Annotated in this window: 15 protein-coding genes; 3 read left to right on the top strand and 12 right to left on the bottom strand. The window is 31.8% G+C overall.

Features of this window, described 5'->3' with window-relative positions:
• Positions 1–224 precede the first annotated feature (224 nt).
• The gene (locus Q0049_RS13655) at positions 225–1457 is read right to left on the bottom strand and encodes a glycosyltransferase N-terminal domain-containing protein (protein WP_298120822.1); all 1233 of its coding nucleotides are present in this window, start codon (positions 1455–1457) and stop codon (positions 225–227) included.
• Between the two features lie 270 nt (positions 1458–1727).
• On the opposite strand from Q0049_RS13655, the gene Q0049_RS13650 reads away from it, so the two are divergent.
• From Q0049_RS13650 to Q0049_RS13640, 3 genes are all read left to right on the top strand, one after another.
• Positions 1728–2858, top strand: a complete 1131-nt coding sequence (locus tag Q0049_RS13650; protein WP_298120819.1) for a DegT/DnrJ/EryC1/StrS aminotransferase family protein — start codon at positions 1728–1730, stop codon at positions 2856–2858.
• 76 nt (positions 2859–2934) lie between these two features.
• Complete coding sequence (gene galE / locus Q0049_RS13645) at positions 2935–3948, top strand: UDP-glucose 4-epimerase GalE (RefSeq protein ID WP_298120816.1); 1014 nt, start codon at positions 2935–2937, stop codon at positions 3946–3948.
• Positions 3949–4023: 75 nt separating this feature from the next.
• Positions 4024–4917, top strand: coding sequence for an EamA family transporter (locus tag Q0049_RS13640; protein ID WP_298120813.1), 894 nt, complete (start codon positions 4024–4026; stop codon positions 4915–4917).
• A gap of 70 nt (positions 4918–4987) precedes the next feature.
• Here Q0049_RS13640 and Q0049_RS13635 read toward each other — a convergent pair whose 3' ends face one another.
• From Q0049_RS13635 to Q0049_RS13585, 11 genes are all read right to left on the bottom strand, one after another.
• Positions 4988–5275 (bottom strand): hypothetical protein, encoded by a 288-nt coding sequence (locus tag Q0049_RS13635; protein ID WP_298120810.1) that lies wholly within the window; start codon positions 5273–5275, stop codon positions 4988–4990.
• A 72-nt stretch (positions 5276–5347) separates the two neighbouring features.
• Positions 5348–5602, bottom strand: coding sequence for a hypothetical protein (locus tag Q0049_RS13630; RefSeq protein ID WP_298120807.1), 255 nt, complete (start codon positions 5600–5602; stop codon positions 5348–5350).
• A gap of 2 nt (positions 5603–5604) precedes the next feature.
• Positions 5605–6285 carry a peptidoglycan DD-metalloendopeptidase family protein gene (locus Q0049_RS13625; RefSeq protein ID WP_298120805.1) on the bottom strand — a complete coding sequence of 227 codons (681 nt, stop codon included), beginning with the start codon at positions 6283–6285 and terminating at the stop codon, positions 5605–5607.
• A 6-nt stretch (positions 6286–6291) separates the two neighbouring features.
• Positions 6292–7164, bottom strand: a complete 873-nt coding sequence (fabD, locus tag Q0049_RS13620) for an ACP S-malonyltransferase (RefSeq protein ID WP_298120803.1) — start codon at positions 7162–7164, stop codon at positions 6292–6294.
• Positions 7165–7375: 211 nt separating this feature from the next.
• Entirely contained in the window at positions 7376–7903 is a 528-nt protein-coding gene (locus Q0049_RS13615) for an NADPH-dependent FMN reductase (protein ID WP_298120799.1), read from the bottom strand.
• 6 nt (positions 7904–7909) lie between these two features.
• Positions 7910–8122 carry a hypothetical protein gene (locus tag Q0049_RS13610; RefSeq protein WP_298120796.1) on the bottom strand — a complete coding sequence of 71 codons (213 nt, stop codon included), beginning with the start codon at positions 8120–8122 and terminating at the stop codon, positions 7910–7912.
• Positions 8106–8342 (bottom strand): (4Fe-4S)-binding protein, encoded by a 237-nt coding sequence (locus tag Q0049_RS13605; RefSeq protein WP_298120793.1) that lies wholly within the window; start codon positions 8340–8342, stop codon positions 8106–8108. The genes Q0049_RS13610 and Q0049_RS13605 overlap by 17 nt, the downstream gene beginning before the upstream one ends.
• A 2-nt stretch (positions 8343–8344) precedes the next feature.
• Positions 8345–8752 (bottom strand): OsmC family protein, encoded by a 408-nt coding sequence (locus tag Q0049_RS13600; protein WP_298120790.1) that lies wholly within the window; start codon positions 8750–8752, stop codon positions 8345–8347.
• A gap of 2 nt (positions 8753–8754) precedes the next feature.
• Positions 8755–9036 (bottom strand): GNAT family N-acetyltransferase, encoded by a 282-nt coding sequence (locus Q0049_RS13595; protein ID WP_298120788.1) that lies wholly within the window; start codon positions 9034–9036, stop codon positions 8755–8757.
• A 105-nt stretch (positions 9037–9141) separates the two neighbouring features.
• Positions 9142–9858 (bottom strand): pirin family protein, encoded by a 717-nt coding sequence (locus Q0049_RS13590; RefSeq protein ID WP_298120785.1) that lies wholly within the window; start codon positions 9856–9858, stop codon positions 9142–9144.
• 82 nt (positions 9859–9940) lie between these two features.
• Positions 9941–12769, bottom strand: coding sequence for a type I restriction endonuclease subunit R (locus Q0049_RS13585; protein WP_298120782.1), 2829 nt, complete (start codon positions 12767–12769; stop codon positions 9941–9943).
• Positions 12770–12772: the final 3 nt, after the last annotated feature.

Here is a 12772-nt window from a genome sequence, read left to right as displayed (position 1 = left end):
AATATGATTAAGGGAATTACAATCATTCTAATAATTGGAGAATTATCAAAATATTTAAACCAATCTAGAAAATCATAATAATTTAGCTTATAAAGTACATAAAAAAAAGGCATTAAGAAAGCATGTGCTAGTAATATTACGAAAAGAGCATTTGTTCTAAACAAATCATGGTTTGAGTAACGCACACTCTTGAAATGAATATAATATAATATCTCTAACAAAATTTAAAAATAAAAATGTTTCAAAATAACATCCGTTGCTCCTTTGTTCATTTGTACAAAAGTGGCACAAATATGTCCTTTTTCATGGCGAACATCTTCATTAGAAATTAAATTATCAAAGGCTTCGTTCAATTCGATTTCATTTGAAATAGAAATACAACCTTCTTGATGAACCAGTGCAGTGGCTTCGGCAAAATGAGAATAATTGGGTCCAATAATTATCGGAACACCAAAAGTTGCTGGTTCCAAAATGTTATGAACACCAGGATTTCCAAATCCGCCACCAACATAGGCGATATCTGCGTAGGAATATATTTTGGTCAAAATTCCGATAGTATCGATGATGAAAACGTTGAAATTTGATAAATTAACGTTGTTTTTTTCTGAAAAAAGAACGGTTGATTTTGTAATTTGTAATTTTAGATTTGCAATTTGTTCCGATTTGATATTGTGTGGTGCGATTATGAATTTAACATTATCCGATGCATTATTTATGTAATTCACCAATAAATTTTCGTCTTTTGGCCACGAACTTCCTATTACAATTGTGGTTTTGTCGTCTTTGAATTGTTCAATATAATCTAACGAATTATCTCTTTCTAAAATCGAAACTACTCGATCAAATCGGGTATCGCCAGAAATTTTTACGTTATTGAAACCAATACTTTGAATCAGATTTTTGGAACTTTCGTTTTGCACAAAAAAGTAGTCGAATGTTTTAAGAGCATTTCTGTAAAAACCACCATACCATTTGAAAAAGGCTTGTTTTTCTCTAAAAATGCCCGAAATTAGATAGGTTTTTATTTGTAATTTCTTTAATTCATTCAGATAATTAGGCCAAAATTCATATTTAATGAAGAAAACTAATTCTGGATGAACAAGTTTTAAAAACATTTTTGCATTGTTTTTTGTGTCTAATGGAAGATAAACTGTAACATCAACAACAGTATTATTTTTTCGAACTTCATAACCTGATGGAGAGAAGAACGTAACTACTATTTTATGATTTGGATATTGAATTTTTATTTTTTCAATAACGGGTAAACCTTGTTCGTATTCGCCTAATGATGCTGCGTGAAACCAAATTGTTTTGTCTGAAAGTTTTATTTTTTCTCTAATTTTTGAAAAAACTTCTTTTCGACCATTGACAAAAAGTTTCATTTTTGGATTGAAAAGCGCCAATAGTTTTACAACTTGTGAAGCGAGAAGTAGGATTAAATTGTATAGAAAAAGCATTATCTAATTTTAGTTGGGTAAAAATAAGATTTTTTGCTACAGATTGAATGGATATTTACAGATTTTACAATTGCGTTGTTTTGAAAATCTGATTTTACAAAAGACAAATGCTAATTAGCCCTGATCTCGTCATTGTTGGAGTCTCGTTTTTTCGAACGAGACGACTGACGAGAGCAGGAAAATGGTCCCGAAGTTTCGGGATAAAAATTCCCGAACCATTCGCTCCAAATAACTAGAAATGTTATACTTTTGTATTTCAAATTTTTTAGGATGAAGAAATTACAAATGGTTGACTTGAAAGGTCAATACGAAAAAATAAAAGACGAAGTTAACGCTTCTATTCAGGAAGTTTTAGAGACGAATACTTATATAAATGGACCTTTGGTTCATCAATTTCAGAAAGATTTAGAGGATTATTTAGGTGTTAAACACGTGATTCCTTGTGCTAACGGAACAGATGCGTTGCAAATTGCCATGATGGGATTAGATTTGAAACCTGGCGATGAGGTAATCACAGCCGATTTTACATTTGCTGCAACTGTAGAAGTGATTGCACTACTACAATTAACCCCGGTTTTAGTAGATGTTGATATGAATAATATGAACATTTCGCTTGACGGAATTCGCAAAGCAATAACGCCAAGAACTAAGGCGATTGTTCCTGTACATTTATTTGGTCGCGCTGCTAATATGGATGCGATTATGGAAATTGCTAATGAACATAATTTGTATGTAATTGAAGATAATGCACAGGCAATTGGTGCTGATTATAAATCGAATGATGGTTCTAAAAAGAAAGTTGGAACCATAGGACATGTTGGTGCAACGTCATTTTTTCCATCTAAAAATTTAGGTTGTTATGGTGATGGTGGAGCGATTTTTACTAACGATGATCAACTGGCTCACACGTTACGCGGAATTGTAAATCATGGAATGTACGAACGTTACCATCATGATGTAGTAGGAGTGAATTCACGTTTAGATAGTATTCAGGCTGGAGTTCTGAAAGCGAAATTGCCACATTTAGATACTTACAATAAAGCACGTCAAGATGCAGCTAGAAAATATTCTGTTGCTTTGAGTGTGAATTCTAATATTTGGGCACCATTTATTTGTGAAACCTGCGATTGCCATGTTTTTCATCAATACGTTATCAGAATTATGAATGGAAAACGTGATGGATTATTAGCGCATTTGCAAGAGAAAGGAATTCCTTGCGCAATTTACTATCCAATTCCGTTACATAGTCAAAAAGCGTACGCAGATTCACGTTACAAAGAAGAAGATTTTCCGGTAACCAATCAATTATGCAAAGAAGTTATTGCATTACCAATGCACACCGAATTGGATGACGAGCAAATTAAATTTATAACGGATACAGTTTTAGAATATTTAAAATAAGAAAATAGAAACAAGAGAAAAGAGGCAAGAGATTATTGTCTTTTCTCTTGATTCTTTTCTCTATTATCTCAAAAAAATGAAAATAGTAGTAACAGGAGGTTTAGGTTTTATAGGTTCACATACCGTTGTTGAATTGCAAAACGAGGGTTTTGAAGTGGTAGCCATTGATAATTTATCAAATTCATCAGAAAGTGTTTTGGATGGAATTGAGAGAATTACAGGTAAAAAACCAATTTTCGAGAAAATGGATTTGCGTGATAAAGCGTCGGTTCAAGAGTTCTTTAAGAAGCATAATGACGTTGAAGGAGTAATTCATTTTGCTGCTTCAAAAGCGGTTGGAGAAAGTGTTGAAAATCCTTTATTGTACTACGAAAATAATATCAACGCTTTGGTTTATGTACTTCAAGAACTAAAAGAGTTATCTAACCCGAATTTTATTTTTAGTTCTTCTTGTACTGTTTACGGTCAAGCCGAAAAAATGCCGATTACTGAAGATGCTTCTGTGCAACCAGCGATGTCTCCTTATGGAAACACGAAACAAATAGGTGAAGAAATCATAAATGACGTTGCTAAAGTTACCAATATTAATTCAATTTTACTACGATATTTTAATCCAATTGGCGCGCATCCAACATCTGAAATAGGTGAATTGCCACTTGGTGTTCCTCAAAATTTAGTGCCATTTATTACGCAAACAGCCATTGGAATGCGTGAGAAACTTTCTGTTTATGGAAATGATTATCCAACTCCTGATGGAACTGCGATTCGTGATTATATCCATGTAGTTGATTTGGCAAAAGCGCATGTTATAGCGATGCAACGTTTGTTGAATAAACAAAATGTAGAAAAAGTTGAGACTTTCAATCTAGGAACAGGAACAGGAAGTTCGGTTTTAGAAGTGATTCAAGCCTTTGAAAAAGTTTCGGAACAAAAATTAAACTATCAAATTGTGAGCAGAAGAGAAGGTGATGTAATTTCTGCTTATGCCAATACCGATAAAGCAAACAATATTTTAGGATGGAAAGCACAATCAACTTTAGAAGATAGTTTGGCAAGTGCTTGGAAATGGGAACAGAAGATTAGAGGTTAGTTTTCAGTATTTGTGACTAATCATTCACTTATAGTTTGTCATTCCGAAGGAATTTCATAAATAGTTATAATTAAAATGACCAACCCAAAACCCGATTTAAAATTAATTTTTTCCTTAGTAATTGTCGGTTTAGTTTGGGGAACGACCTATTTAGGTATTCGTGTTGCTGTTGAAAGTATTCCACCATGGTTTATAACTTCTATTCGTCAAGGAATTGCCGCGTTGCTTGTTTTAGGAATTTTACTTTATAAAAAACAATTGTCATGGATTGGTTGGAGCAATTTAAAGTTCCAATTGATTCCTTCTTTATTAATGATTGTCATTGCTAACGGTTTTACAACTATTGCAGAGCAAACATTACCTAGCGGTTTAACTTCAATAATGAGCGCACTTTCTCCAGTGATTATTTTTATTGGAGGAATTCTTTTTGGAATTGAAAAGCCCAGATTAAAAGGATTTATCGGAGTTTTATTGGGTTTTCTTGGAGTAGTTTTTATTTTTAGAAATGGATTAGAGGATATATTAGATCCAAACTACAAAACAGGAATGTTGTTTTTAAGTATTGCCATTTTAAGTTGGTCAGCAGGAACAGTTTATTCTAAAAAACATACGCATAAATCTAGCAATATCGCACTGAATTTATTTTATCAATTCTCAATTTCTTCTATTATTCAATTTGCTTTAGCATTCATTTTTTCTTCAGATACAGATATTAGTACTTGGAGTTTAAGAAGTGTTTCTGCAGTTTTATATCTAGCTATTTTTGGATCAGTTTTAGCTTTTTTCTGTTATTATTATGCATTAAAAAGAGTTACTGTTCTTCAGGTTTCAATTTTGAATTATATAAATATTGTAATAGCAGTTTTTTTAGGATGGCTTATACTTGACGAAATTATTACAATTGACTTCATTATAGCAACTGCATTGATTATTTTAGGTGTTTTTATAATCAATTATAAGAAGCGATAAAGTTGATTTATTTTAAATATAAAAACCCAACCTGATAAGGTTGGGTTTAATTTTTTTAAGAAATAAAAAATTATTTTTTAACTTCTTCTTTTACAGCTTTAGCGCCTTTTTCTACTTTTTCAGCAGCAACTGCAGCAGCTTCTTTTGCTCCTTCTTTCACATCAGCAGCAACCTCTTTTACAGCTTCTCCAGTTTCAGTAGCAGTTGAATCAATTGCATCTGCAGTTTTTTCAGCGGCAGTTTCAACTTCTGTACCTACAGCTTCTGTAGCGACTTCTACTTTGTCTTGAGTAGTTTCTTTGCATGAAATTACTAATAATGATGCAACTAAAGCTAAACTTAAAAATACTTTTTTCATTGGGTTAAATTGTTTTTGAATTAATAATTGTTTTCAATTTCCATTAATACTTTACAATTTAGATGCCAAATTTTATTTCTTCGCAGATTCTTTTATTTTTTTTGCACCTTCTTCAACTTTTTCTGCGCCTTTTGCAATTAAAACTTTTGCTTTTTCTCCTACTTTAGAGGAATCCAAAACTTTTTTAGCTTTTACTTTCGCAGAATCTGCAGCTTGCTTTAAATCAGCGCCAACAGCCTTTGATGCTTCTTTTACTTTTTCTTTAGTTTCTTCTTTACATGAAATTAGTAATGATGCAAATACTAAGGATAAAATTATTTTTTTCATGATTAATATATTTTTAATAAGTCATTTGGGTTAGGACAATTATTTTTATAAAAGTTTATATTGTTTTCTGAACTAACTCCGGGATAATCACCTGTTTTGTCTTCAATATCTAAAATGATTTGAAAATGTAAATGTGGCGCATAATCGCCATTTATTGGTGGTAAACCTAGATTTGCAATTTGCTCACCTTTTACTACTTTTTGTCCTACTTCTTTATTGTGTAAACTTTCTTCACTTAAATGACCATACAAGGAGTAAAAAATGAAATCTTTATATTGATGTTCAAGAATAATTGTTGGACCATAATCACCTAAATCTGTATTGTTTTGAAAACTATGAATCACACCATCTAAAACAGCATGAACTGTAGCTTCCTTATTAATCCATAAATCTAAGCCAATGTGAATGTCTCGTTCTTCAGAGTTTTCGCTACTAAAAACAGAACTTCTTTTATATAAATTTCTTTTCTCTAGATAACCACCAAAAGCTATTTTAGCTTTCTTTTCATCAAGTTGAGATTGAATAAAAAGTTCATAATCTGATGCATTTTCTAATTTATAGTTTTTTAAATTTTTATTAAATACTGATAAATCTAATGGCATATATTCACTGTAGTCAATGCTAGGTTCAATGACTTTTGCTCCATTGATATTTAATAATAATTCTTTTAAATTTTGTATCATAAGATTTTAAGCCGAAATAGTCTCCACTTCTCTATCAATTTTATTTACCAATCCAACTAAAACTTTTCCTGGACCAACTTCAGTAAAACTAGTTGCACCATCTTTTATCATTTGTTGAACAGATTGCGTCCATTTTACAGGCGCAGTTAATTGGATTATTAAGTTTTTCTTAATCTCGTCCGCATCAGAAACTGCACTAGCTGTTACATTTTGATATACTGGACAAATTGGAGTTGAAAAAGTGGTTGATTCAATTGCTGCTGCTAATTCTTCTCTTGCTGGTTCCATCATTGGTGAGTGAAAAGCTCCTCCAACAGGTAAAATTAATGCACGTTTTGCTCCAGCTTCTTTCATTTTTTCGCAAGCTAATTCAACTGCTTTATATTCACCCGAAATAACTAATTGTCCTGGACAGTTGTAATTTGCAGCTACGACAACACCATCAATCGATGCACAAATATCTTCTACAATTTTATCTTCTAAATTTAAAACGGCTGCCATTGTTGATGGAGTAATTTCGCAAGCTTTTTGCATAGCAAGTGCTCTTTGTGAAACTAGTTTTAGTCCGTCTTCAAACGATAAAGCACCATTGGCAACTAAGGCAGAGAATTCACCTAATGAATGACCAGCAACCATTTCTGGTTTAAAGTTTTCTAATGTTTTAGCTAAAATTACCGAATGTAAAAAAACTGCAGGTTGCGTAACTTTTGTTTCTTTCAATTCTTCAGCAGTTCCTTCGAACATAATATCTGTGATTCTAAAACCTAATATTTCGTTTGCTCTTTCGAATAATTCTTTTGCCAATGTAGAATTTTCATATAATTCTTTGCCCATTCCTGTAAATTGTGCACCTTGACCTGGAAATACGTATGCTTTCATGTTTTTGGTTTAAAAGTTTAATGTTTGTGAGTTTAAAAATTACTTTAAACTAATGCAAAAATAATAAATTTTTAGAAGCGAATAGTTTGGGTATTTTTAGTCCCGAAACTTCGGGATCATTTTCCTGCTTTTTCTTCAAGTTGTTCGTGCCTCACAAGCTTTCCTTGCAATCAGGGCTAAATAGTTTTTTTCGGATTCTAAACAAAATTTCTTACAACTCAATTGAATTAACGATTTCCAATAACTGATTTTTTAAATCTTCATTTGTTATTCCTTTTTCAGTATTAAAGTTATCGTTGAAACTTGGCAAAGAAAAACTTCCTTTAACAACTGCACCTTGAAATGGAAAGCGATTTTTAGCAATTTCTAAAACAGAACTTCCACCACGTGGTCCAGGAGAAGTTGAAAGTAAAAGAACTGGTTTTTCTTGAAATGTTTTAGCGTTTATTCTCGAAGTCCAATCAAAAATATTTTTGAAAGCAGCAGAATAAGCGCCATTATGTTCAGCAAATGAAATCACGATTAAATCTGCTGTTCCAAGCTTAGTATAGAAATCTTGAGCTAATTGTGGAATTCCTGATTCGGTTTCTCTATCTGTTGAAAAAATAGGCATTTCAAAATTATTTAAATCTAAAATTTCTACAGATGCATTTTGAAATTGATTAGCAGCAAAAGTTGCTAATTGTTTGTTGATTGAAGTCTTGCTAGATGAAGCTCCAAAAGCGATAATTTTTTTCATGTTTTTTTATTTGTTTAACCAATTACCTAATATTTTTCTCAAAAAAGGAAGTAACACAAAAACCATTAATGGAACTAACATTCCAGTCATGATTAATGTTTTTAAAGGTAAGGGTAAATTCTTGATATAATCTCCTATTAATAAAGATACTAATGTAATTGTTGGATAAATTGCTATCCAAACCATTACAGCAAATTTCCATTTAGGCGGTTGTTTCATTGTTTAAATAATAAGTTAATGCACCAGAAGGACATTTCTTTATAGTTTCAATAATTTTTTCTGTTGTTGAATTTTCTGCATGAATCCATGGTTTTTCTCTTGGTTTGAAAACATCAGGATTGTTTTTTACACATTCGGCAGCATGTTTGCACAAGCTATTTTTCCATACAATGGTAACTTCTCCATTGGTATATTCTTTGGTTAAGTCGTTTGCATCCATAATTAAAGTTGGGTGTTAATGGTTATTTTGTTTTTTAATAGTTTTGAAATTGGACATTTTTCTGCAATTAATAGTAAACGTTCTTTTTGTTCCGTAGTAATTTCGTTAGAAAATGAAATAGCTCTTGAAATTGTAGTTTCTAGTTCGTCATTTTGCTTTTGCGAAAAATTTAATGAAATATTAATTTCAGGAATATCCCATCCTTTTCTATCAATGTACATTCGTAAAGTTGACAGAGTGCATCCAGCTAGAGAAGCTAAAAGAGTAGAATAAGGATCAGGACCTAAATCTTTTCCGCCAATACTTTTGGGTTCATCCATTACTAATTTGCCATTACGCCAAGAAATGGTACACAAATATTTTTGGGTACCAATTTTTCCTGTTATATCTTGTTCTAAAAGATTAGCCATAATTACAAAACGTCTCTAAACTCTGGTGTTTTATCAAATACACTTTTGGCAAATGGACAAAGCGGAATGATTTTAATTCCTTTTTCTCTAGCAAATTCCACTGCTTTTGTTACCATTTTTTTGCCAAATCCTTTTCCGTTATTTCCTGGGTTTACTTCGGTGTGATCAATAATAATTTTGTCTTCGCCAGCAAAAACGAAAGTCATCATTGCTTCGTGTTTTCCATCTACATCAATATAAAAAACACCGTTTTTATCATTGATTTTTAATTGTACTTCATTCATAATTTATAAGTTTAAAAACTTCAACATTCGTTACTCAAAATTGAATATTCAATATTTTTGACTTCGAATATTCAAAAACGAATTTTGAATGTTGAAATCGGGTATTTATTGTTCCATTGGGATTTCCATTATTAAAAATTTGGATTCTGTATTTGCTTTAATTTCAATTTCAGAAGTTTCCCAAATTCCAATAGCGTCTCTTTTTTCTAATGTTGAACCATTTACTTCAATTTCGCCTTCGATATTCATGATGTAAAATCCGTTTCCTTCTTTTTTAAGGGATAATTTTTTAGAAAAATCTTTGTCAAAATCACTCAAATAAAACCAAGCATCTTGATAAATCCAAACGCCATCATCGTCTGCGTTTGGTGAAAGGATTTGTGCAAAACTATTCTTTTGTTTTGTAACATCCAAAGTAATTTGTTGGTAGCGAGGTTCTACATTTCTGAATTTTGGAAACAACCAAATTTGAAATAATTTAGTGTGTTGGTCTGCATTTGGATTGAACTCACTGTGTTGAATTCCGGTTCCAGCACTCATAACTTGCACATCACCAGTTTTGATTGTTGCAGCATTTCCCATGCTGTCTTTATGTGCTAAATCGCCTTCTAATGGAATAGTTATAATTTCCATATTATCGTGTGGATGTGTCCCAAAACCCATTCCAGCAGCAACGGTGTCGTCGTTTAAAACGCGCAACATTCCAAACTGAACTCTATCTGGATTGTACCAACTTGCAAAACTAAAACTATGGTAAGCATTCAACCAACCGTGATTAGCGTGACCTCTTGAATCTGCTTTGTGTAAAACTATATTTTTCATATCGTTATAAATTTAGTAATTATTATGATACAAATTTACAACGATAAGATTCGAGAAGCACTTAATGTAGATTAAGAAATTTTTAACCCATACCATCAATAAACGTTTCTACAAAAGCAACAATTTTGTTTAGTATTCTTTCCGATGCTGTGGCTCTTTCTTTTAAGCTTGGTCTTTTATTCATCAATCCAATTACCTCATCACGTAATGGTTGTTTTTGTGTAAAAAGATATTTACCTATAATATCTTGTAATTTAGTATTGTCTAAATTTTCTTGATGGCTTAATGTTTCGATAGCTTTTTGTTTTTCTATATCCCAAAAAGTATCAAATGATTCTTGCACGGCATCAACATCAGTTATTAATGGCAAGTTTTCAAGCATAAATTTTTCAATCAATTCTTTTTTACTTCTTAACTGGGTTTGCGATGCCATCATGTCGGTAATGACTTTTCGCTGTTGCTCTTGGTCTTTGCTTTTCGATTCTTGCAATTTTGCCAATAATCCCAATATATAAGCAACATTAATTTCGTCTCTGCGGATTAACTCTATTTCAAAATCAATATCATTCAGAATTGAAACTACTTCTTTGGTGTTTTTTACTCTATCCCTAATATCTAAATATTTCGCTTTGTAATCCTCAAAATCTTGTTCTTCAATTGGTAAAGATTCAAAACTAAATTCGGTAAAAGTGCCTAATACATTTTTGATTCGTATTAATTCTCTAAAGGTTTTTACAAATTCGAGTTCTTCATTTTCTGAGGGTAACTCGTTAACGCTGTCTACCGTTGGTACTAAAGCAATTAATTTTTTATAAGCTTTCTCAAAGTTAGCTACATAATCTTCATACGGTTGAACAATAATTTCTTCAATCGCTTCTTTGTTTGAGAATAACGTAATTGCTTCGTCTGTAGCTTCTTTTAAATTTCTGAAACAAACTACATTACCTTGAGATTTTACCTCGTCTAATATTCTGTTGGTTCGAGAATATGCTTGTATTAATCCGTGATATTTAAGTGTTTTATCTACATAAATCGTATTTAACAATTTGCTATCAAAACCTGTCAAAAACATATTTACCACTAGTAAAACATCAACTTGTTTATTTTTTACTCGTTTGCCAATGTCTTTGTAATAGGCATAGAACTCATTGGTGGAATAATTTGTTTTAAACATACCGTTGTAATCCGCAATAAATTCCTCGAGTTTGTCTCTTGTATGTTGAGAGTTGTATTCTTCTCTTGGTTCAGCAACAAAATCTTCAAAATCTTCATCAGGAATAAACCCTTTAGCGTCCTCATCCAATTGATTTGCCTGATACGAATAGATTGTTGCTACTTTCAAAGTGTCATCTGTATTGGTTTGTTTGACCTTAAATAGTTCGTAATATTTAATTAAGGTTTTCACATTTGGAACGCAAAAAATTGCTGTAAATTTTTTATCGTGGGTTTTGCGATTGTGGTTTTCAATAATGTAATCGGTGATATTATTTAATCGTTGTGGTGCTTCCATAACCTCAACTTTATCAATATCATCTACTTTGATGTCTTTGATACCATCTTTACTTTTAAAAGTACTAATGTATTCAATAGAGAATTTTAAAACATTACGATCTCTAATAGCATCAGTAATAACATATTTGTGCAAACATTCTTCAAATAAATCTTTGGTAGTTCGTTTTCCGTGAGCATTAATAACAGAATTATCTTTAAAAATAGGTGTTCCTGTAAAACCAAACATCTGAGCATTGTTGAAATAACTTTTAATTCGGTTGTGTGTATCTCCAAATTGGCTTCGGTGACACTCGTCAAAAATGAAAACAATTTTCTTATCTTTCAAATTGTCCATTTTGTTCAAATACTTTTGTTTATAAATAGCGGTATTTAGTTTTTGAATCGTGGTTACAATCAATTTGGTATCATCGGTAAATTGGCGCACTAAAGTACTGGTGTCATTAGTGGCATCAATACTGCCATCGCAAAAGCTGTTAAACTCTTTAATGGTTTGGTAATCCAAATCTTTTCTATCTACCACAAAAACCACTTTGTAAACGCCTTCCAAATTTGTTAATATCTGGCTGGTTTTGAACGATGTTAAGGTTTTCCCCGAACCTGTTGTGTGCCAAATATATCCGTTTTTATTGGTAGTTTTTACTCGTTCTACTATTGCCTCAGTTGCGTAATATTGATAAGGACGCAATGCCATCAAAGTATTAGAAGTATTTAATACCACATACTTGGTTATCATTTTAGATAAATGACATGGCTCTAAAAACAAATTAGTAAATTCGCTCAATTGGGTAATGATTTTATTTTCAACATCTGCCCAATAAAAGGTTTGTTTGAACGACCTTGCTTTTACTGGATTATTAGCATAGTATTTAGTGTTTACGCCATTGCTGATAACAAACAATTGAATATATTGAAACAACCCATTTCCTGAGCTGTAAGAATGTCTTTCGTAACGATTGGTTTGGTTAAACGCTTCTTTGAGTTCTAAACCTCTACGTTTTAATTCAATTTGTACTAATGGCAAACCGTTAATTAATAAGGTAACATCGTAACGATTCTCATAGTTACCCATCATGGTGATTTGATGAGCTACTTGGTATTGATTTTTACACCAATGTATCTGGTTGATCAACTCTACATAACCTGTTGTGCCATCATCTTTGATGTAGTCTATTTTGTCCCTGAGTTGTTTGGCTTTTTCATAGATATTACCTTTAGATAAATCGTTGAGTATTTGCTTGAACTCATTGAAAGAATACGTGCAATTGTTGTGTTTTTCCAATTGCTCTTGCAGGTTTTGAATAAGATCGCGTTCGTCTTTTATCACTACTTTTTTATAGCCCAAATCGCTTAGTTGTTGGACTAAATTTTCTTCTAGCAAATACTCAGGTTGTTTGGTCATAAG

The organism is Flavobacterium sp., assembly GCF_027484205.1.
In the GTDB taxonomy this organism is placed as follows: domain Bacteria; phylum Bacteroidota; class Bacteroidia; order Flavobacteriales; family Flavobacteriaceae; genus Flavobacterium.
Note: the sequence above shows the minus strand (reverse complement) of the source record. Positions and strands in the feature narration are given on the sequence as shown.